18 protein-coding genes are annotated in these 20,177 nt (G+C 70.2%); 4 read left to right on the top strand and 14 right to left on the bottom strand.

Annotated features, from left to right (window positions below):
• The first annotated feature begins 77 nt into the window (after window positions 1–77).
• Complete coding sequence (locus J2X63_RS10460) at window positions 78–1,022, top strand: hypothetical protein (protein WP_309976798.1); 945 nt, start codon at window positions 78–80, stop codon at window positions 1,020–1,022.
• 22 nt (window positions 1,023–1,044) lie between these two features.
• Here the strand turns inward: J2X63_RS10460 and J2X63_RS10455 are convergent, their stop codons facing one another.
• The 8 genes from J2X63_RS10455 to J2X63_RS10420 form a co-directional block, all read right to left on the bottom strand.
• The gene (locus J2X63_RS10455) at window positions 1,045–1,653 is read right to left on the bottom strand and encodes an ankyrin repeat domain-containing protein (RefSeq protein WP_309976796.1); all 609 of its coding nucleotides are present in this window, start codon (window positions 1,651–1,653) and stop codon (window positions 1,045–1,047) included.
• Window positions 1,650–3,140 carry a chlorohydrolase family protein gene (locus J2X63_RS10450; RefSeq protein ID WP_309976794.1) on the bottom strand — a complete coding sequence of 497 codons (1,491 nt, stop codon included), beginning with the start codon at window positions 3,138–3,140 and terminating at the stop codon, window positions 1,650–1,652. Before J2X63_RS10450 ends, J2X63_RS10455 begins: the two co-directional genes overlap by 4 nt.
• A 7-nt stretch (window positions 3,141–3,147) precedes the next feature.
• Window positions 3,148–4,008 (bottom strand): ATP-binding cassette domain-containing protein, encoded by an 861-nt coding sequence (locus tag J2X63_RS10445; protein WP_309976792.1) that lies wholly within the window; start codon window positions 4,006–4,008, stop codon window positions 3,148–3,150.
• Entirely contained in the window at window positions 4,005–4,856 is an 852-nt protein-coding gene (locus tag J2X63_RS10440) for an ABC transporter ATP-binding protein (RefSeq protein WP_309976789.1), read from the bottom strand. The genes J2X63_RS10445 and J2X63_RS10440 overlap by 4 nt, the downstream gene beginning before the upstream one ends.
• On the bottom strand, window positions 4,853–5,743 hold the full coding sequence (locus J2X63_RS10435; protein WP_309976787.1) for an ABC transporter permease: 891 nt from the start codon (window positions 5,741–5,743) through the stop codon (window positions 4,853–4,855). Before J2X63_RS10435 ends, J2X63_RS10440 begins: the two co-directional genes overlap by 4 nt.
• A complete protein-coding gene (locus J2X63_RS10430; protein WP_309976785.1) occupies window positions 5,740–6,690 on the bottom strand; it encodes an ABC transporter permease in 951 nt (316 codons plus the stop codon). The genes J2X63_RS10435 and J2X63_RS10430 overlap by 4 nt, the downstream gene beginning before the upstream one ends.
• A gap of 4 nt (window positions 6,691–6,694) precedes the next feature.
• Complete coding sequence (locus tag J2X63_RS10425; RefSeq protein WP_309976783.1) at window positions 6,695–8,326, bottom strand: ABC transporter substrate-binding protein; 1,632 nt, start codon at window positions 8,324–8,326, stop codon at window positions 6,695–6,697.
• An 84-nt stretch (window positions 8,327–8,410) separates the two neighbouring features.
• Window positions 8,411–9,481, bottom strand: a complete 1,071-nt coding sequence (locus tag J2X63_RS10420; RefSeq protein ID WP_309976781.1) for an amidohydrolase family protein — start codon at window positions 9,479–9,481, stop codon at window positions 8,411–8,413.
• A gap of 86 nt (window positions 9,482–9,567) precedes the next feature.
• On the opposite strand from J2X63_RS10420, the gene J2X63_RS10415 reads away from it, so the two are divergent.
• Both J2X63_RS10415 and J2X63_RS10410 read left to right on the top strand, forming a co-directional pair.
• On the top strand, window positions 9,568–10,251 hold the full coding sequence (locus J2X63_RS10415; protein ID WP_309976779.1) for a FadR/GntR family transcriptional regulator: 684 nt from the start codon (window positions 9,568–9,570) through the stop codon (window positions 10,249–10,251).
• Complete coding sequence (locus J2X63_RS10410) at window positions 10,235–11,482, top strand: MFS transporter (RefSeq protein WP_309976777.1); 1,248 nt, start codon at window positions 10,235–10,237, stop codon at window positions 11,480–11,482. Before J2X63_RS10415 ends, J2X63_RS10410 begins: the two co-directional genes overlap by 17 nt.
• A gap of 61 nt (window positions 11,483–11,543) precedes the next feature.
• On the opposite strand, the gene J2X63_RS10405 is transcribed toward J2X63_RS10410, so the two are convergent.
• Window positions 11,544–11,975 (bottom strand): DUF1761 domain-containing protein, encoded by a 432-nt coding sequence (locus J2X63_RS10405; RefSeq protein WP_309976775.1) that lies wholly within the window; start codon window positions 11,973–11,975, stop codon window positions 11,544–11,546.
• A gap of 286 nt (window positions 11,976–12,261) precedes the next feature.
• Here J2X63_RS10405 and J2X63_RS10400 point away from each other — a divergent pair, with 286 nt between their 5' ends.
• Entirely contained in the window at window positions 12,262–13,881 is a 1,620-nt protein-coding gene (locus tag J2X63_RS10400) for a glycosyl hydrolase family 28 protein (protein WP_309976773.1), read from the top strand.
• 79 nt (window positions 13,882–13,960) lie between these two features.
• Here J2X63_RS10400 and J2X63_RS10395 read toward each other — a convergent pair whose 3' ends face one another.
• From J2X63_RS10395 to J2X63_RS10375, 5 genes are all read right to left on the bottom strand, one after another.
• Entirely contained in the window at window positions 13,961–14,302 is a 342-nt protein-coding gene (locus tag J2X63_RS10395) for a gamma-glutamylcyclotransferase family protein (protein WP_309976771.1), read from the bottom strand.
• Between the two features lie 99 nt (window positions 14,303–14,401).
• Window positions 14,402–15,685 carry an extracellular solute-binding protein gene (locus J2X63_RS10390; protein WP_309976769.1) on the bottom strand — a complete coding sequence of 428 codons (1,284 nt, stop codon included), beginning with the start codon at window positions 15,683–15,685 and terminating at the stop codon, window positions 14,402–14,404.
• 70 nt (window positions 15,686–15,755) lie between these two features.
• Window positions 15,756–16,580: a carbohydrate ABC transporter permease gene (locus J2X63_RS10385; RefSeq protein ID WP_309976767.1), complete on the bottom strand. Its 825-nt coding sequence runs from the start codon at window positions 16,578–16,580 to the stop codon at window positions 15,756–15,758.
• Entirely contained in the window at window positions 16,580–17,527 is a 948-nt protein-coding gene (locus J2X63_RS10380; protein ID WP_309976765.1) for a sugar ABC transporter permease, read from the bottom strand. The genes J2X63_RS10385 and J2X63_RS10380 overlap by 1 nt, the downstream gene beginning before the upstream one ends.
• A 42-nt stretch (window positions 17,528–17,569) precedes the next feature.
• Window positions 17,570–20,155 (bottom strand): hypothetical protein, encoded by a 2,586-nt coding sequence (locus J2X63_RS10375; RefSeq protein ID WP_309976763.1) that lies wholly within the window; start codon window positions 20,153–20,155, stop codon window positions 17,570–17,572.
• Window positions 20,156–20,177 lie beyond the last annotated feature (22 nt).

Raw genomic sequence — 20,177 nt, 5'->3', positions numbered from 1 at the left:
CGCCTCGTCCCGTGGTACGAGAACGAGGCGTTCCACGGTGCGATGACGGCCGGATGCCGCGCGCGGAGCATCGGGGCATGACCACTTCACTCGCAACTCCGCCCCGTCTCTCCTCCCCTCGCCCGTCGACCGCGGCGGTTGCCCGCGCCGTGCTCGCGGCCGGTGCCGGCCTCAGCGCTGCCGCCTTCGTGATCGCGATCGTCGGGCTGGTCGTCGATCAGACGGTGATCACCGGTGCGCCCGCCTGGATGAAACCCGCCAAGTTCGCCTTCTCGATCGCGGTCTTCCTGCTGACGCTGCGCTGGATCCTGTCGTACGTTCGAGGCCACGATCGGCTGCTCGCGGTGCTCGGCACCGTCATCACCGTCGCCCTCGTCGCCGAGATCGCCCTCGTCGAGATGCAGGTGCTGCGCGGCACGACCAGTCACTACAACGAGGCGACCGACTTCGACGCCGCGGTCTTCTACGCGATGGGCGGCATCGTGTCGCTCGTGGTGATCGCGACCATCGCCGCCGGCGTGCTCGCGCTGCGGCAGCGCGGCCTGGACCCGGGACTGGCGACCGGGCTCCGCTGGGGCATCGGCATCAGCGTGCTCGGCATGCTTTCGGCCCTCGCGATGATCTTCAACACGGGCTGGAACGACTCGGGCGGGCACACCGTCGGGGCGGCCGATGGCGGCGCCGGCATGCCGATCACCGGGTGGAGCCTCGAACACGGCGACCTGCGCATCGGGCACTTCGTCGGCCTGCACGCGCTGCAACTGCTGCCGCTGCTCGCCTGGGCGCTGCTGCGGTGGACGCGCCTCGACGCGACGACCCGAGCCCGCCTGCTCGCCGTGGCCGGAGCGACCTACACCGCGGTGGTGCTGCTCGTCATCTGGCAGGCGATGCGCGGGCAGAGCGTCGTTCGTCCCGACGGCGCGACGCTGGCCGTCGCTGCGGGGCTTACGGGACTCGCGGCCGTTGCCGTGGTTGCGGTGCTGCGACGGAGCCGCGGGCGGACCCCGTCGCGGCGGTCGTGAGTGGCTCGCGGCATCCGCTCGGCTATGACAGCAGGGCGGCGATCTGGGCGTAGCCGCGGGAACGGGCGTGCTCGAGCGGCGTGACGCCGTCGTGGTCGGCGATCGACGGATCGGCACCCGCGTGGAGGAGCACGCGCACGGTCTCCCGATGCCGCGGGCCGCCGTCGCCGAGGATCACGGCTTCGAGCAGGGCGGTCCACCCGAGGTCGTTCACGTGGTTCACGTCGATGTCGGTCTGCAGCACCCGCCGCAGGTACTCGACGTGACCGCGCTCGGCCGCCGGGATGATCGAGATGCCGCCGAAGCGGTTCCGGATCGTGAGGTCGGGATTCGCCGTCAGCAGCACCTCGGCCATCGCCACACTGCCCGTGACACCCGTGACGAGCCACGGCGTATCGCTGCGGTCGTCGAGTGCGTCGGGGTCGGCTCCCGCGCCGACGAGCACCTTCGCTGCGTCGACGTGATCGCCGGTCGCCGCGAGCAGGAGGGAGGTGCGCTGCTGGGCGTCGCGGGCCTCGAGGTCGGCGCCCGCACGCACGGCGAGGTCGACCGTGGCAGCATCGCCGGTTGCCGCGGCGGCGAGGAGGGTTGCGTCGGGGCCGGCCGGCTCGGGTACTGGGACCTCGGTCATGTGCACATCCTCTCGGGAAACACCGACGGGAAGAGCTCGTCGGCCAGCGGCGCCGCCGCCCGATGGTCGCGCTCCCGATAGGCGGCGCGCAGCTTCTCGAAGATGCGCTGCCCCTCGCCGCGCAACCCGTCGACGTCGGCGCCCGGAATCACGCCGTCGCGCATGACGACCCGGCCTCCGACCATGCTGAAGCGGGCGTCGCGCGCCGTGCCGCTCAGCACGAGCGTGCGGAGCGGGTCCTCGACCGGCCCGAGGCGCACGTCGTCGAGCGCGAAGGCCACGAGGTCGGCGCTGGCGCCCGGCGCGAGACGACCGAGGTCGGGTCGGCGCAGCGCGCGAGCGCCGCCCAGCGTCGCGGCCTCCACGTACTCGGCGAGCAGTCCGCGCGACAGGTCGCCGTGCTGCTGCTTCGCGAGCTGCACGCCGGCGTCGATGCCGCGGACCAGGTCGGGCGGGAACGAGTCGGTGCCGAGGCAGATGTTCACCCCCGCATCGAGATAGCGCGAGAGCCGCTCGAGCAGGAACGCGTACCGGTTGTTCGTGAGCGGGCAGTGGATGACCGACACCCCGGCCGCGGCGAGCGTCGCGAGCTCGCCACGGTCCTCCCCCTCGACCTCGGAGTGCACGTCGAGGTAGACGCCGTGCGCCAGGAGCACGCGTTCGTTGAGCAGGCCGACGCGCTCGAGCAACCCGATCGGCGTCGTGCCGCGGTCGGCCGCGATGAGGGCGCGCTCCTCGAGCCCCTGCAGCGCGTGCACCCGCACGAGCACGTCGCGCGCCGCGGACTCGCGGGCCGTCGCAGCGAGCAGCTCCTCGCGCACGGTCTCGATGCGGCACGGCGCGAGCACCCCGGTGATGAGCGGGTCGCCGAGCGCTTCCACGGTGTCGAGGAACCGCACCGCCTCCTCGAATCCGCGGCGGCCCTCGTCGTCGTTCCAGGCGACGGAGACCGTGCCGTCATCGCCCGCGACGTTCGCGCCCGAGCGGTACGACGGGCCGAGGAAGGCCCGCAGTCCGAGCCCACTCGCGATGCGCGCGACATCCGCAAGGTCGTCATGGGTCTCGGCCCAGGACGAGTGCACCTCCGAGGCGATCGGCATGAACGAGGTGATGCCGTGCATGGCGAGCTGCGTCAGCGCGTAGCGCCGCATCGTGCTGCGCTCGGTTGGGCTGAGCACGTCGCGCCGACCCTCGGCGAAGTAGGAGGCCGACCATTCGAGCCGCGCGGACCCCGCGGCATCCGACCAGGAATCGAGGATGAGGTGATCGATGTCGGCGAGCGCGTCGAGGTCGATGAGCCCCGGCATCAGGAGGCTCTCGCCGAGCGCGACCCGCTCGTCGACGGCAGTCGACCCACGGGGGAATTCGCTCGCCGGTTCGACGGCGACGATGCGACCGTCGTCGATCAGCACGGCGCCGTCGCAGAGCTCGACATGACCCGAGCCGTCGTGCGCAAGCACATGGTCGGCGGTGATGAGCGTGCGCATGCGCCCCCTATGCAGCCGGTGCCTGGGGTGCCGCCTGCGCGAGGCGTTCGCGGCGCACCGGCTTCCACCCGGGCCGAGGCACCGCGGCGCGCAGCGATCGGGTGTACGGATGCACCGGATTGGCGAGCAGCTCGGCGGTGGGGCCCGCATCGACCACGACGCCCCGCTCCATGACGATCATGCGCTCGGAGATCTGGTTCACCACCGAGAGGTCGTGCGAGATGAACAGGTAGCTCACCTCGCGCTCGGCCCGGATGTCGCTCAGCAGGTTCAGGATCTGGGCCTGGATCGACACGTCGAGCGCTGCGACGGCCTCGTCGAGCACGATCACCGCCGGGTTCGCCGCGAGCGCCCGCGCGATGGCGACGCGCTGGCGCTGCCCGCCCGAGAGCTGGTGCGGGTACTTCTCCGCGAACTGCGAACCGAGCCCGACGCTGTCGAGGATGTCGCGGGCTGCGGTGCGGGCTTCGCGCTTGCCGGGGATGCCCCGCGAGTGCAGTGCCACGCTCGACTCGACGATGTCGCCGATGCGCTGGCGGCCATTGAGCGAGGAGTACGGGTCCTGGAAGACGTACTGCACCTCGCGCGCCCACCGGCGGCGGTCGGCCAGCCGCTTCACCCCGTCGGCTCGTGATTCACCGCGCACCGTGAGCTCACCGGCGGTGACGGTCTCGAGGCCCACGAGCATGCGCGCGACCGTGGTCTTGCCCGAACCCGATTCGCCGACGATGGCGAGGCACTCGTTCGGGTACAGCTCGAACGAGACCTCGTCGACCGCGACGATCGGCGCGCCCTTCGAGCCCCGAGGAGCCGGGAACACCTTCTGCAGCTTGCGTGCGACGACGATCGCCTCGCTCGGATTGCTCATGCCTCTGCCCTCAACATGTCGTGGGTCTCCCGGTTGTAGCGCAGCACCGGAAGCCGGTCGTAGCGCTCGTCGATGCTCGGGCGTGCGCCCATCAGCTCGACCGTGTAGGGGTGGGTCGGTGCGTCGTAGACGTGCGCGCCCTGCTCGACGATCTCCCCGGCGTACATCACGGCGAGCCGGTCGCAGCACGCGGCCGCGAGCTCGAGGTCGTGCGTGATGAAGAGCAAGGCGAGCCCGCGCGCACGGCGCTGCTCGTCGACGATCGCCATCACGTCGGACTGGGCGGTCACGTCGAGCGCGGTGGTCGGCTCGTCGGCGAGGATGAGCCTCGGCTCGGCGAGCAGGACGCTCGCGATCATGACGCGCTGCAGCAGTCCGCCCGAGAGCTCGTGCGGATACTGGCGCAGTCGCTGCTCTGCGTTGTGCACGCCGACCTCGTCGAGCAGCACGACGGCGCGTCGCTCGGCCTCGTCGCGACGAACGCCCCGGGTGTGCACGAGCCCCTCCGTGAGGAAGTCGCCGACGGTGTGCACGGGATTCACGTGGGCCCGCGGGTCCTGGAAGATCATGCCCACGTCGCTCACGCGGTACCGACGCAGCTGCGCGGCGTTCATGCCGAGCACCGAGGCGCCATCGAAGGTGATCTCGCCCGAGACCCGGAACCTCGGGTCGAGCATGCGGGTGATCGCCCGGGTGGTGAGTGACTTGCCCGAGCCCGACTCCCCGACGAGCCCGAGCGCCTCGCCGGCCTCGATCGTGAACGAGACGCCGTTCAGCAGGGTCTGCTCCGTGCCACCTGTCTGCAGGGTCGCGCGCACGTCGTCGAGACGCAACAGTGGTTCGGTCATCGGATGCTCCTTGCACTCGAGGTGAGCCGATCGCCGATGATCGTGACGCAGCAGACGATGACGACGATGAGGCTGCCCGCCGAGATCGCCTCGATCGGATAGCCGCGCAGCACGGAGTCGAAGCCGCTCTTGACCATGAGGCCGAGGTCGGCGGTCGGCGGCTGCACGCCGAGGCCCAGGAACGACAGCGCGGCCAGGTCGATCACGGCGAAGCCGAGCGACGACACGGCCTGCGCCACCACGATCGGCTGCACGTTCGGCAGCACCTGCGTGAAGCTGATGCTGGTGCCCGAATGGCCCTGCAACCAGGCGGCCGAGACGTATGGCATGCTGCGCTCCCGCAGGGCCGCGCCGCGCACCACGCGTGCCACGTACGGCACGTAGGCGATGGCGAGGCCGCAGACCACGGTGGCGAGGCTCGGCCCCCAGATCGCGACCGCGATGAGGCCGAACACGATGCCCGGCACCGAGAACAGCACGTCGAGGAACCAGGAGATCCCCGTGTCGGTGCGACCGCCTCGCCAGGCGGCGAGCAGTGCGAGCAGCGTGCCGACGACCGTCGCGATGACGATGACGAGGCCCGGCCCGGCGAGCGTGATGCGGGCACCCCAGATCAGTCGCGAGAGGATGTCGCGGCCGAGGGCGTCGGTGCCGAGCAGGTGCTCCGGCGTGGGGCCGCTGAGCGACGCGAGCAGGTCGGGGACGTCGGGGTCGTATGGGGCGACGATCGGCGCGAACGTCGCGGCGAGCGCGATGACGAGCAGGATGCCGGCGGCGGTGCAGCCGGCGATGCCGAGGCGACCGGTCGCCACCCGGGCGAGCCCCGGTGCACGCCGTTCGCGCGCGACGTGGGCGACGGCGAGGCTCGTGGTGGATGGGGTCGTCATTGCCGGCTCCCGAGCGCGATGCGCGGATCGATGAAGGTGTAGAGGAAGTCGACGATCGCGTTGACCACGACGAAGGCGACCACGAGCACGAGGATCACGGCCTGCACGACCGCGAAGTCGCGCTGCAGGATGGCTCGCACGAGCAGTGAGCCGAGACCGTCGAGGGCGAACACGTTCTCGATCACCACCGCACCGGCGATGAGTGTGGCAATGGTGAGGCCGAGCACGGTGACGATCGGGATGAGGGAGTTGCGCAGCACGTGATGGCGCACGATGCGCTGCGGTGCGAGGCCTCGCACGGTCGCCGTCTGCACGTGCTCGCGACCGCTCTCCTCGAGCACCGCGGCGCGCGTGATGCGGGCGAGGTACGCCGCGCTCGCGACCGAGAGCGCGATCGCGGGCAGGGTCAGGTGCCAGAGCGTGTCCACCCCGCCGGTTCCCGACCCGAAGGTGGGGAACCAGCCGAGGCCGACGGCGAAGACGCTGATGAGCGCAACGCCGATGACGAACGACGGCGTCGAGAGGCCGACGGCGGCGAAGGTCGAGGTGAGCTGATCACCCCATCCGCCACGCAGCGCCGCGAAGGTGCCCGCCCCGATGCCCACCACCGCGATGATGATGGCGGCCATCGAGACGAGCGCCAGCGTCGTGCCGACCCGCCCCGAGATGAGCGCGGAGACATCCTGCCGGTAGACGATCGAGTAGCCGAGATCACCCCGAAGGATGTCGCCGAGCCATGCCGCGTACCGCACGACGAACGGGTCGTCCAGGTGGTACTGCTCGGTCACCATGGCGATCTGCTCGGGCGTGCCGCCACGCGGTCCGAGGATGAAGGCAAGGGGGCTGCCGGGTGCGAGGTACAGCAGTCCGAACACGAGGAACGAGGTCACGAGCAGGACGAGCACCAGCCCGCCCGTCCGCCGCAGCAGGTAGGAGCCGACCGACATGCGCTTACTTCACCCCGCCGATCGTCGCGGCCCACGGCGCGTACAGGTAGGCGAACGAGGCCGTCGCACCCGAGATCCGCGTGTTCTGCACGAGGGTCACCGGCTCGTAGGCGAGGGGGATCCACGACAGGCCCTTCGTGATCTGCTCCTGGGCCTCGATCACGAGCTCGGCGCGCTCGGCCGGGTCGGTCGTGGCGCGTGCTTCCGCGAGCGGCGCATCGGCTCCGTCCCAGCCGGAGTAGTTGTGGCTGTCGGCGGTGTGGAACATCGTGTACACGTCGAGCGGGTCGGCGAAGTTGCCGTAGTTCGTCGTGAAGAAGCCGTCGAGTCCCTCGCGGGCGCTCTCGTCGAAGTAGAGGTTGCCGAACTGCTCGACTGGGATGACCTTCGACTCGATCGTCAGGCCGATCGCCTGACCGGCGGCCTGGATGAGGTTCGCGGTCTGCTCGTGCACGGCGGAGCTGCCCTGCACCGCGAGCACGATCGGCTCGGCCGGAGCGCCGGCCTCCGCGACGAGCTGCTTCGCCCGCTCGAGATCGACGTCGGCAGAGAACTCCTCGTACGCCGTGGCGAAGGCGTCGGACTCGTAGCCCCAGTAGTCCGGGCCGGCGAGGGTCGTGGCCGGCACGGCCGCGCCCTGGAAGACGACCTTCGCGAGCCCCTCCCGGTCGATCGCGAGCGAGAGTGCCTCGCGGATCCGCTCGTCGGCGAGGCCACCCGTCAGATTGGTCGTGATCATCGTCCAGAACACGAGCGACTTGCCGTACGTCGTCGTGACGTCATCGCCGTTCTCGAGCTGCGAGAGACCGGCGGGCGGAAGGTAGAAGAACTGGCCGTCGACCTCGCCCGTTCGGAGCGCGTTCACCGCGGTGGATTCATCGGCGATGAAACTGAAGCTGAGCCGCTGCACCTTCGGCGCGAGCGCCGGATCCCAGTAGCCCGGGTTCGCGGTGAGCTCGATGCTCCGGCCGGAGTTCCAGGCGTCGAGCTGGAACGGCCCCGTGCACTGCAGTCCTCCGTCGGGGGTGCCGAACGCCTCGCCTGCGGCTTCGGCGGCCGCCTTCTCGACAATGGCACCGGCCGCCGTTCCCATCGCCTGCGCGAAGAGCACGTCGGGCTGCTTCAGCTTGACCGTCACTTCGCTCGGGCCGCTCACCTCGACCGAGTCGACGTTCACGAAGTAGCTGGCGAAGTAGCTCGTCGCGGTCTCGCCGACCTGGCGCTGCAGGGAGTACGCCACGTCGTCGGCAGTGAGCGGGTTGCCGTTCCAGAAGGTGACACCGTCGCGGATGGTGTAGACGAGCGTCGTGTCGTCGGGCTGGGCGACGGCCGTCGCGAGTCCGGGTTCGGTCGAGAGGTCGGGCGTCATGCGCACGAGGCTCTCGCAGAGGTTCGCGGTGACCGTGTTCTCGGCGTAGTTGAAGCCGAAGATGGGGTCGAGGGACATCGGTTCGTAGGGCAGGTTCCACTTCACCTCGTCGACCGGCTCGGTGCCCGCCGTCGTGGTCGTCGCAAGGTTGTCGAGGTCGAGGCTGAGACCCGTGTGCGTCTCGCTCGCGTCGGCGGTGCAGGCGGTCAAGAGCAGGGCGGCGGCGGCAATGGATGCCGCGGTGATCATCGTCTTCGGGGGGAACACGGGAACTCCTTCGTTGCTGTGTCGTGGGGCTGCGGTCGGTGATGGAATGGGCGCGCCCGGCGTCGCCTTCGTGGGGCGGGTCGGCTACGGGATCAGGTGGTGCACCTCGCGCCCGGCGCGGATGACGCGGCTCGGCTCGGGGCGGTCGACGACGAGCTGGGCGACGGATTCGGCCTCGAACTCGAGGCGGGTGTCGCTCGACGGACCCGGCCAGTCGGCGAGTTCGGGGATGCCGAGCATGCGCCCGCCGGCCGTCGAGGCGAGGTCGTAGCAGTGCTCGAGCTCGGCGTCGGTGATCGCGCCCGAGCGATAGGCGAGCAGGTGGGCGCGGTCGACCATGCTGCCGGTGCCGAACGGCGACCACGAGTCGCGCACCCCGTCGGAGCCGACGGCGAGCTGCACGCCGTGCTCGGCGAGCAGGGCCAGGTCGGGCACCGGGTCGGCGCCGAGTGCGCACGTCGTGATCCAGAGGCGGGCCTTTGCGACTCGGTCGAGCGTGTCGTGCAACGAGGGGGCGGATGCATCCGCGAGCGCGAAGGCGTGGCTCACGGTCACTCGACCCTGCATGCCGGCGGCTTCGGTTCGCGCGGCGATCTCTCGAATCTGCGCCAGACCCGGCTCGCCGCCGTCGTGCAGGTGGATGTCGAGGTCGCGGCCGGCGCGCTCGGCCAACCCGAAGACCGCATCGAGGTGCCCGGCGACATCGCGCTCGAGACCGAGCGGATCGATGCCTCCGACGAGGTCGGCGCCACAGTCGAGCGACGCGGCCATGGCCTCGACGGTGCCGGGATTGGTGAGCAGGCCGAACTGCGGGAAGGCGACGATCTGGACGGTCAGCTCAGGTGCCAGCCGTTCGGCCGCCGCACGAACGCCCTCGACGTTGGCGGTGCCGAGCTCGCTCGAGACGTCGACGTGCGCCCGCATCGCGAGCGTGCCGCTGCGGAGGGCGGCGCTCAAGAGCGCGTGAGCCCGCTCCTCGACGCTGCGCGTGAAGGCGAGCTGCGTCGCGAGGTCGTTGGCGATGAGGTCGGAGAGCGAGCGCGCAGGGCGCCGGCTCATCCACGGGCCGCCCCACGACGTCTTGTCGGGGTGGATGTGCGCGTCGACGAGTGATGCAGCGACGAGCTGCGGCCTCTCGGAACGAGTGGTGGACACCGATACCTACTTCTTCGGAGATGGTCATTGTCTGAACCAGTTGTCAGACGATATGATAACCATACGTTTCGTAGATGAGGAAGTGTATGAAGCAGATCGCACGGGTCTCCCTGGTCGACACGGTCGTCGATCGGCTGCGCCATGAGATCGTCACGGGCGCTTGGCCGGTCGGCACCCGCATCCCCACCGAGGCCGAACTCGTCGAGGCGCTCGGGGTCAGCCGGCCGTCGGTGCGCGAAGGCGTTCGCGCACTCGCCCAGGTGGGCCTGCTCGAGAGCCGCCAGGGCGATGGCACCTATGTCATCGCCGACAACGAGACGGCCGTCGCGCTCAAGCACGCGCTGCACGTCGCCGATGTTCGCGAGGTGCTCGCCGTTCGTCGAGCGCTCGACGTCGTCGCCGCGCGCGAAGCGGCGTCCCGCCGCACCGACGACGACCTGCACGACCTGCGGGCCGCCCTCGACGGGCGCCGTGCGGCCGTCGAGGCAGAAGACGTCGATGCCTTCATCGATCACGACGTCGCCTTCCACATCGGTATCGCGCGCGCCTCGCAGAACGCGCTGCTCTTCGAGCTCTACCGCAGCTTCGAGGACTCACTTCGCGACTCGGTGAGCCGCACCAACTGCTTCGTCAACGGCACCTCCGACCACGACGACTTCCACGCGGCGATCCTCACGGCCATCGAGACCGGCGACGACACGGCCGCGACGCTCGCGGCGCTCAGCGTGCTCGACGACCAGGAGCAGTCGCTGAATGACGTCGCGCCCTGATCACCGCGAGGGCCTCACGGCAGCGGCCCTCATCCTGCTGATCGGGCTCAACCTGCGCGACCCCATCACGAGCGTCTCAGCGGCGCTCGCGCCGATCAGCGTCATGTTCGGCCTCACCCCGATCAGCGCGGCGACGCTCTCGAGCCTCCCCGTACTCATGCTCGCCCTCGGCGCGCCGCTCGCGCCGGTGCTCGAACGTCGCATGGGGCTGCACGGCGCCGCCCTCGCACTCACGGCTCTGCTCACCCTCTCGCTCGCGCTGCGCCCCCTCGACACCACGACGATGTTCGTCGGTACCGTGCTCGCCGGCTTGGGCATCTGCGGGCTCAGCGTGCTGACGCCCCAGCTCATCCGCATCCACCTCGCGGGCCGCGCGGGCGTCTGGTCGGGCCTCTTCTCGACGAGCTTCGGCGTGAGCGCCGCCCTCGGCGCGAGCCTCACCATCCCGCTCATGTTCGCGACCGGCTCAGTCAGGGCGACGCTCGCTTTGTGGGCCGGGCCAGCTGCCGTCGCCACGACGGTCGCCGCCATCGCCGCCGCACGAGTGCGGACGGCTCGACGTCGCACCGCGCTCACGCCCCCGGCCGCGGCGACGCCGAACTCGGTCCTCCGGCTCAGGCTCGATGCGACCGCCCTCTCCGTCACCGCCTTCTTCGGCAGCCAGGCCCTCTGCTTCTTCGCGATGACGGCGTGGTTGCCTACCATCTTCGCCAGCCGTGGGATGGCGCCGGCCGAGGCGGGCTGGCTGCTCGCATGGATGAGCATCGCGGGGTTGCCGGCCTCGCTCCTGATCGCCGTCATCGCGGGACGACGGGCCTCGCAATCGGTGGTGGTGCTCGTCGTGAGTGCACTTTCGGCGGTCGGGATGATCGGCGTCGCCTGGGCGCCGGAGGCGCTCGCCCCCGTCTTCGTGGCCGTGCTCGGGTTCGCCCAGGGGGCCGCGTTCGGGCTCGCGGTGATGCTCATCGTGCTGAAGGCACCACCCCACGGCTCGATCGCCGGGTTCTCCGCCTTCGCGCAGGGGGTCGGCTACGCGTTCGCCGCCCTCGGGCCACTCGCACTCGGACTGCTGCACGACGCCGGCCTCAGCTGGCCCGTCGTCGTGTCGATGCTGCTCCTCGTCATCGCGGTACAGGCGGTGATGGGCTGGATGGCCGGCAAGCCCGGGCCCGCGGGATCCGCCGATGAAGCCCCCGAACGACTGCGAGCACCGCGGCCCGCACGCAGGTAGCGGGGGGCGGCGGCGAGCGGTGTGGCGGGTCGACGGGGTGCGGCGCGAGCCTGGTCGGTGCTCAGACGGTGCCGGCGGGCGGCCAGACGCCGATGATGATCGCCATGATGACGATCGTGACGAGCTCGTGGGCGATGTTCATCACGGTGAGGGACGACGGGCGGCCCTCGAAGACGTCGTGCGTGATGAATCGCGCGGCGGTGAAGCCGGCCCAGAGGATCACCCCGGTGAGCAGCGCTGCGACCAGGTAGCCGCCGCCGTAGAAGTGCCACGCGATCGTCGAGGCGCCCGCGAGCACCCACGCCGTGACGAAGCTCACGAGCACCGTCACGATGAGCGGCATCACCGCACTCGCGCCAGGACGGTCCATGTCGACGTTCGCGAGCTTCGCCCACCGGGTGCCGAACACGCCCCGGGCGTACCAGATGGCGCCGACCGCCATGCTCGACGCCGTCGCCACCAGCACCGCCCAGTAGTTGATCTCGGGGACCATCTCCGCCTCCTCGCCGCGGCCGGAGCCGCGGATCGCCGCGCAGCGCGCCCGCGCCGTCGCTGGGCGAGAGCGTACTCCCGCGGTAGTACAGGCCGGCGGCAGCGCGCCGCAGCCGGCGGCTGGATCGGGGCACCGCCCGTTGACACGGTCTTCAGCAGTCGCGTAATCTCGCAGTCGGTGCCGGTTGTGAATCGATTCACGATTCGCCCTGGCCCGCCGGGGCTGCGCGGCGCGAAAGCGGCCCCTCTCCGCCCACCGATGACGGTGGCAACCGAGAGGAAGTGCAATGAAGCACCTCGACCGAATCATGGGAGCGGTGGCATCCGTCGCCACCGGAGCCCTGCTCGCCACGCTCATCGCGATCGCGAGCCCGGCCCCGCCGGCGAACGCGGCACCGGCGCCGCTCGACATCTACCCGTTGGCCTCCACGTATCCGGCCTCGCCGGACTTCGTGATGACCGTGAATGGGCAGGGCGTGCCGGTGCAGGACTGCGCCGGCTACGACATCGCGCAGTTCGCGATGGGCGCGGGGGAGGCGACGATCTCGATCACGAAGCGCAACAACACCGCGATCGGCGCGTTCTCGATCAGCCCGCTCAAGCTCGGGTTGACGGGCACGAAGAGCGGGCCGACGCTGACGTTCACGGTCACCCACGACGAGTACCTGATCGTGAAGATCGACGGCCGGCCCGAGCTCGTCATCGCGATCGACCCGCTCGAGACCGACCGGCCCCCGAGCTCGGGCACGGGAATCTTCAACGTCACCGCCGCGCCGTATGGCGCGCAGCCCGGCGTCGGGTACTCGACGACGGCCTTCCAGACCGCACTGAACGACGCCGCGGCCTGGGGTTCGGCGAACGCCGGGCAGGGCACCGTCTTCGTACCAGCCGGTGTCTACACGCTCGGCACCTTGTACCTGCGCTCCAACCTGAGGCTGTATCTCGCGCCGGGGGCGGTGCTCAAGTACACCGGCGAGCGCGACCACTACGACGTGCACTGGCGCAAGCTCTCGCAGCAGCGTGACGTCACATGGTTCCTGTCGACGCGGTACTCGACGACCAACATCACCATCTCCGGGCGCGGCATCATCGACGGCGACGGCATGGCGTCCCTCCAACGCGGCAACCTCGGCGTCAACCTGCTCGTGCCGATCTACACCGACGACTTCATCGTCGACGGCATCACGTTCCGGGAGTCGAGCAGCTGGGCGGTCATGCCGACCCGCTCGACCGATTCGCAATTCCGCAATATCAAGATGTTCAACCGGTTCGACATGGGCGAGAACGACGGCATCGATGTCATGGAGTCGACCAACGTCTCGGTGACGAACGCGATCGGCATCGGGCTCGACGACCCGTTCAGCACGAAGACCTGGGCGAACCACATCGACCTGTTCGCGAAGGTCCCGGGCGACCCTCGCCCGCTGGGCGACGTCACCTTCGACGACCTGGTGAGCTGGACGTGGTGCTATGGCCTGAAGGTGGGACAGGGCGTGTTCCAGCAGCAGACGAACGTGACCTTCAAGAACGCCACGATCTACGACTCGGCCGTCGGGATCGGCGTGCATCACAAGTACGGCACGGCGGGCGCGGTGAGCATCCAGTTCGAGGACATCGACATCGAGCGGGTGACGAAGGACAACGACGGCAACACCACGTGGATGGCCCTCTGGACCGGCAACACCGCCGAGGGCATCGGCCCCGTCGCCGACGTCGACCTCACCCGAGTGAATGTGCGGAGCGCAGGCACGACTCCCGCGCGCATCAATGGCGTGCCGGGCGCGCCGATCACGGACGTGAAGTTCGAGAAGATCCGGATGCCGGGCAGCACATCCACCGCGACGACGCTGCAGCAGATGAATGTGACCAACGTCTCCGACTCATCGAACATCCAGATCGTCCCGTAGCAATTCCAGCAGCGAACGGATGCCTCGAGCCGCACTGCGGGCCCGGGGCATCCGCGCGGCGGCCGGAAGGCCGCCCGGATCAGCCCGCCGCGTACACCCAGGCGTCGCCGCCCGACACGAGCCGCGCACGGACGCGACGGTAGTCGTCGACCTCGTACTCATCCGCGGCGGCGAGCTGCGCGGCGGTCACCTCGAGCACGGCCCCGTCGACGCGATCGTCGGGGTCGTCGGTGCGCTCGAGGATCGGATGCTCGGCCTCGCCGCTCAGCGTGACCACGTCGGGATCGGTGATGCGCAGCATCCGGAGCCGCCACCCGACGAGCGCGTCCGCCGACGTGGGCAACTCCGTGCCGAAGAGCTCGCGTTGCACCCCGGGGAGGCGCAAGGTGCCGTAGCTGAAGAGGCGTTCGGTCGCAGGCATGCGTCGAGGGTAGCGGCCGCGCCGCGGCATCCGGAGCGCGTAGGCGCAACGCGACGAGGCGGGGTGCAGCACGCACCCCGCCTCGTCGCGAACCCCCGACTAGTCGTCGGCGAACGCGGTGTCCATGCGCTGCAGCAACTCGTCGACCGTGATGCTGTTGTTGAAGAGCTCCTGGATGCCGGTGAGGTGCTCCTGCTGCACCTTCGTGTTCGGCCAGAACACGTCGGGGAACGGACGCGCGCGGCCGTCGGCCTGGTACTCGGTGATCGCCGCGAGCACCGGGTCGGGCTCGAAGTCCGTGGACGGCAGGGCCGGGGCAGCCCCCGCGGCGGTCGCGTAGACCGACTGACCCTCGCTCGACGCGAGGAAGTCGATGAACTTCTTCGCCAGCTCGGGATTCTTCGCCTTCGCATTCGCCGAGTACACGATGCCGACCGACACGGGCAGGTTCGTGTCGTCCGCGTCGTCCGTCGCGGGGAAGGGCGTCATCGAGAACGTCGTGCCCTCGGGTGCGTACTGCTGCGCGTTCGCGCCGGCCGAGGTGATGTGGATGGCGCCGAGCGCGTCTCCCTGTCCCAGCATGGTCATCTGCTCGTCGTAGCCGATGCCGTTCGGGTTGTCGTTGAAGCATCCGGCATCGCGCAGCTCGAGGTACTGCGACTCGGCGTCGTTCCAGCCGGAGTCGACGAACGACGCATCGCCGTCGAGCTGCTGGTCCGTGAAGTCGGGATCGGGGCCGTACACCGTGGTCGCGGTGAGCGCGTACGGCACGAGCTGGGTGACCCACGCCGACTTCAGGCCGAGCGCGAACGCGACCTTGCCCGCGGCCTTCGCGTCGGCGCAGAACTGCAGCACCTCGCTCCACGTGGTCGGCGTCTCGAGGCCGGCCGCCTCGACGGCCTGATCGTTCCAGATCGCGCCGATGCCGACCATCGTGACCGGCACGCCCACGAGCTTGCCGTCGGCATCCTCGACGACCGGGCGAACGGAGTCGTCGACATCGCCCGCCCACTCCTCGTCGTCGAGCGAGAGCAGCAGGCCGTCGTTGCTGAGCGCCACGATCGAGGTCGCGTTGCCGTTGCCGGGCCAGACGCGGAACACGTCGGGCGCGGTGCCCGCCGAGAGCTGCGTGCGCAGGGTCTGCTGGTAGGACTCGTCGTCATTGGCGAACGTCGCGTCGACCGTCACGCCGGGGTTGGCCGCCTCGAACGCGTCGATCGCCGCCTGCGCCGGAGCCTCCCCTGCCGCCGTGAACGTCAGCACGTTCTCGTCGCCGGAGCCTCCGCTCGAGCCGCCGTCGGTCGAGCAGCCGGCGAGCACGAGTGCCGCGACGGCCGCGACGCCGATCGCCGCGCCCGCCCGGCGAGTGGGATTGAGCTTCACTATTCCTCCTTGAATGTGGGCTGGATGCCCGTGGTGCATGGGTGATTGCGCGCCGCAGGGACGGGTGCTGCTATCCCTTGAGTCCTCCCGCGAACCCCTTGATGACGTACTTCTGCAGCGAGAAGTAGACCGCGAGGATGGGGATGACGCTGATGACCAGTCCGGCGAAGACGAGCGGCCAGACGGTGACGTATTGACTGACGAAGCTGTAGATCGCGACGGGCGCCGTCGCGTTGCCGCTGCCCGACAGGTAGAGGAGCGGGGTGAAGAACTCGTTCCAGATGCCGACGAGGTTCAGGATGATGACAGTGCCCGTCGCGGGACGCACGAGCGGGAAGACCACGCTGAGAAACGAGCGAACCGGCCCGCAGCCGTCGAGGAGGGCCGCCTCCTCATAGTCCAGGGGAAGGTCGCGCATGAAGGTCGTGTACAGGAAGATCGAGAACGGCATCGCGGTGCCGATGTTGATGAGGATGACGGACCAGAGCGATCCCAGGAGCCCGATGTCGCGCATCGTCGAGTAGAGCGGCAGGAGCGCCAGCTGCGCCGGGATGAGCAGGCCGCCGAGGAGGCCGTAGAAGGTCCACCGCGACCACGCCCGCGTGACCCGGGCGAGCGGATACGACGCGAGGGCCGAGATCGCGACGATGAAGGCGATGCTCACGACGGCGACGATCGTGCTGTTCATCAGCGCGGCCCCGAGGCTCGCCTCCTCCCAGGCCCGGCCGTAGTTCTCGAACGTCGGCGGCCAGGCGAAGGTGAGCGCGTTGGTCTGGCTGTTGCTCGGCTTCAGCGACACGTTCACGAGCGCGAGGATCGGGATGAACCAGACGACCGCGACCCCGATGAGGACGATCTCGCGGACGAGCGTCAGGCCGGTGTAGCGCGTCTGCATCAGCTGGCCTTCCGAAGGGTGAGTCGGTACTGAATGGCGGAGAGCCCGGCGATCAGGATCGTCATGACCACCGCGAGCGCGACCGAGAACGGGTACTCGCCGAGCAGGAACGCGTTCTTGTAGATGAGCGTCGAGATGGTCTCGGTGGCCGTGCCAGGGCCGCCGCCGGTCATCGCGACGACCTGGTCGAACTGCTTGAGGCCGCCGATGAGGCTGAGCATGACGTTGATCACGACGGCGCCGTTCAGGAGCGGGAACGTCACGCTCCAGAATCGCCGCCACGGGCCGGCGCCGTCGATCGTCGCCGCTTCGAGGATCTCCTCTGGCACCGCCTGCAGGCCTGCGAGGAAGATCACCATCGAGTAGCCGGCGAACTGCCAGACGACCGCCGCCACGACGGAATAGAGCGCGTACTGCGGGTCGCCGAGCCAGTCCTGTGCGAGGAATCCGAGCCCGAGGCCGCGCAGCACCTCGTTCACCGTGCCGTTCGGCGAGAGGAGGTAGCTCCACACGTAGCCCGAGACGAGCGGGGTGAGCACGACCGGGGCGAAGAACACGACGCGCAGGATGTACCGCGACTTCACCATGGTGTGCAGGCCGACCGCGAGGGCCAGGCCGATCGCGTTCTGGATGACGGTGCACAGCACCGCGAGCACGAGCGTGTTCCAGAGGGCGGCCTGCGCGGCCCGGTCGGTGAAGACGTCGGCGAAGTTCTCGAAGCCCACCCACGACCAGTCGCCGGCCAAGCCGTTCCAGTCGGTGAACGAGAAGAACGCCCCACGCGTGCTCGGCACCACGACGATGAAGACGTAGATCGCGACGGCCGGCGCGACGAACCACCACGGGGCGACCACGCCGGCTCGGCGCGCTCGCCGCCGCGGCGACGGGGTCAGGGACGCGGCAGCAGGCAAGGCCGCCGCGCGTTCCTCCAGGAGGGTGCTAGCCACGGGTGTCACTCCTTCGTGATCGTGAATCGATTCACAACACGGCTACTTTACGAGCGTGGTTCGTGAGTTGTCAATGTCGCCGAGTGCGACCGACTCGACCGGTGCGCCGAGTGCGCCGGATGCCGCGTCCGACGCCTCGACGAGGCCGGAGGTGGCGCGCGAGAACACCGCCGCGTCGGGGAGCACCAGCCGGCGCACCCACCACGTCTCGAGATGCGTGTGCAAGGGAGCGTCATCGAGATCGGCGTAGTTGCGCTCGCCCTGCATCTGCGCCGGACTGACGACCGCCGGGTCGCCGACGTAGTGGTGGTGCGGCCCGTACCGGTTGAAGCTGCTCGGCGTCAGCCGCAGGCGCACGCGAGCAGCTCCGACCGCCTGGACCGGCGCGGCCCATCCCGAGGCGCCCCAGTCGACCCATCGCCACCGCACGGGCCCGTCGTCGAACCTGATGCCCGCGGCATCCGCCACCCCGCCGGTGAGCGTGATGACGTCAGCACCCAGTGGGACATCGACATCGGCGACGAGCTCGAGCGGCTCGAACAGGAAGGGGAACCCCGCCTCCACGAGCTCACGGTCGAGGTGCTCGGATGCCGCGCCGAGTCGGAACGGCCCCGCGAACGACGAGACCACTCCGCCCCGCGCACGCAGCTCGCCCCGCACCCGGAACGTGCCCGCGATCCAGGCGCGCGGCACGGTCCCGGGCGGCAGCGACCAGCGCGGACGGAACCGCAGCACGAGGCGCGCACCCGACTCGATACGCACGGCGCCGACCCAGACATCGCCGGCACGGCGCACCGGCACCGGCACCGGCTGGGTCCGTTCGCCCCAGGCGACGGCAGCCGGCTCGTCGGCCAAGCGCAGCTCGAGCTCGCCCTCGAAGTCGAGCGACTCCACCTCGGCGATCCACTCGTCACCCGACCTGGTCGGCTGGAGCACGAGCTCGTTGACCGGGCTGCGCTCGAGGCGCCACCGCAACGGCGCGGGTGCGTCGGCGTCGGCGGCGTCGGCGGCGGCGCGGTCGGCGTCGGCGTCGGCGTCGGCGTCGGCGTCCACCGTCGGCCACGGCGACACCGCGGCGGGGGCCGCGGGCGCGTCGTCCAGCAGCCCCTCGTCATGCAGCGGCTCGAGCGCGGTTCTCAGCCCGGGGTCGAGTGCGGCCGCGGGCGGCACGATGACGCGGGCGTAGCGGGAGCGGCCGAGCACGAGGCATCCGTCGACCACCGCCCCGTCGCGCTCGAGCGTGCGCTCGTCGGCGAACTCGTAGGCGACATCGCCCGCTCGCAGCCGCTCGACGAGGCGCAGGAAGTCGCCGTTGATCGCGCCGGCCGACGTCGCCGGGAAGTCGTGGGCATCATGCACGTTCGTCGCGACGAACTCCCACGGCTCGAACACCCGGGCGAGCGCTCGCTGCGGCACCACCACCAGCACGTCGGCGGGCGGGCGCGGGTCGACCTCGATCCCCTGCCGCACGGCGCCGAGCACGTCGGCGTAGGCGGCCGACCAGCTCACGTGACGAGGATGCGATGGCGGCCAGTCCTCGATGGCCGCGGAGTCGAGCCGGTACTGGCTGAGGTGCAGCACGAAGTCGGTCACCCCGTGGCCGCCGAGCCAGCGCAGGTACCGCTCGAGGTCGGCGGGCGACGCACCCCACCCCGCGCCGCCGAACGCCTCGGCCATCGTGCGGCCGTCGCCGAACTGCCGGGCGGCCGACGACACCTGTCGTGGGTAGAAGTCATTCAGCGGGTGCCGCCCCAGGGCGTCGATGCCCGGCAGGCCGACTGCGCGCGCGACCGGGCCGAGTGAGCCCACGGTCGGCAGCTGGAACAGCGGATGCTCCTCGCCCTTCATGTGCGCGGTGAACCGGAGCCCGCGGGCGCGGCACCAGCGATCGAGCGTCGTGAGGTACCGCTCGGCGAAGAGGTCGGCGGCGAGCTCCCAGAACCGCTCGCGCGCCACCGCCGATCGCTCCTCGGTGAGGAACACGGCGGGGAGCAGCTCGAGCAGGTCGTCGCCATGGCGCTCGGCGAACCGCTCGGGCAGGTCGGGTGTCCACGGGATCGCGCCGTGCGGCGAGAGCTCGTGGTGCGCATGCCCGAGGCCGAACTCGGGCTCGTCGGAGAAGAAGCCGGCGACGCGCGCGAACGCCTCGGGTGCGAGCCCATCGGCGTAGCGCGCGTAGCACAGCTCGATGAAGCGCTCGGCGAGCGCGGGGGCGAGGTAGTCGACCCCGGCGCCGACCCGCTCGACGATCGCCCACCGCGCACCGTCCCGATCGAAGCGCGCCAGGGCGGGTTGCCCGGTGTCACGCTGCAGCTCGACCCAGCGCTGGCGCAGCTCGGGATGGCGTTCGAGCATGCGGCCGCCGACCGTGCCGCTCGGCCAGCCGTTCTCGTCGTAGATCCAGAACGCGAGTCCCCGATCGCTCGCCTCGATGATGAGTGCCGAGACGATCGCCAGGTAGTCCTCGGCGAGGTATCGCGGCTCTTCGGGGTAGAACCTCGGGTGGAACACGACGCCGTCCAGTCCGGCCACGACGAAGGCGTCGAGTTGCCTGCACAAGTCGTCGAGGTCGAGCGGCCCGTTGACGGCCCACAGCGTCGAGAACGTCGGATTGATCGGCACAGCCATCCCTTCAGACCGTGAATCGATT

The sequence above is a fragment of the Agromyces sp. 3263 genome, from assembly GCF_031456545.1.
Lineage (GTDB): Bacteria > Actinomycetota > Actinomycetes > Actinomycetales > Microbacteriaceae > Agromyces.
This window is presented reverse-complemented; position numbering and strand designations above follow the sequence as displayed.

Coding starts and splice junctions, on each gene's coding strand:
- J2X63_RS10460 (WP_309976798.1), top strand. CDS start 78: ATGACCACTTCACTCGCAACTCCGCCCCGTCTCTCCTCCCCTCGCCCG.
- J2X63_RS10400 (WP_309976773.1), top strand. CDS start 12,262: ATGAAGCACCTCGACCGAATCATGGGAGCGGTGGCATCCGTCGCCACC.
- J2X63_RS10440 (WP_309976789.1), bottom strand. CDS start 4,856: ATGACCGAACCACTGTTGCGTCTCGACGACGTGCGCGCGACCCTGCAG.
- J2X63_RS10385 (WP_309976767.1), bottom strand. CDS start 16,580: ATGCAGACGCGCTACACCGGCCTGACGCTCGTCCGCGAGATCGTCCTC.
- J2X63_RS10415 (WP_309976779.1), top strand. CDS start 9,568: ATGAAGCAGATCGCACGGGTCTCCCTGGTCGACACGGTCGTCGATCGG.
- J2X63_RS10435 (WP_309976787.1), bottom strand. CDS start 5,743: ATGACGACCCCATCCACCACGAGCCTCGCCGTCGCCCACGTCGCGCGC.
- J2X63_RS10395 (WP_309976771.1), bottom strand. CDS start 14,302: ATGCCTGCGACCGAACGCCTCTTCAGCTACGGCACCTTGCGCCTCCCC.
- J2X63_RS10445 (WP_309976792.1), bottom strand. CDS start 4,008: ATGAGCAATCCGAGCGAGGCGATCGTCGTCGCACGCAAGCTGCAGAAG.
- J2X63_RS10410 (WP_309976777.1), top strand. CDS start 10,235: ATGACGTCGCGCCCTGATCACCGCGAGGGCCTCACGGCAGCGGCCCTC.
- J2X63_RS10405 (WP_309976775.1), bottom strand. CDS start 11,975: ATGGTCCCCGAGATCAACTACTGGGCGGTGCTGGTGGCGACGGCGTCG.
- J2X63_RS10375 (WP_309976763.1), bottom strand. CDS start 20,155: ATGGCTGTGCCGATCAATCCGACGTTCTCGACGCTGTGGGCCGTCAAC.
- J2X63_RS10430 (WP_309976785.1), bottom strand. CDS start 6,690: ATGTCGGTCGGCTCCTACCTGCTGCGGCGGACGGGCGGGCTGGTGCTC.
- J2X63_RS10450 (WP_309976794.1), bottom strand. CDS start 3,140: ATGCGCACGCTCATCACCGCCGACCATGTGCTTGCGCACGACGGCTCG.
- J2X63_RS10455 (WP_309976796.1), bottom strand. CDS start 1,653: ATGACCGAGGTCCCAGTACCCGAGCCGGCCGGCCCCGACGCAACCCTC.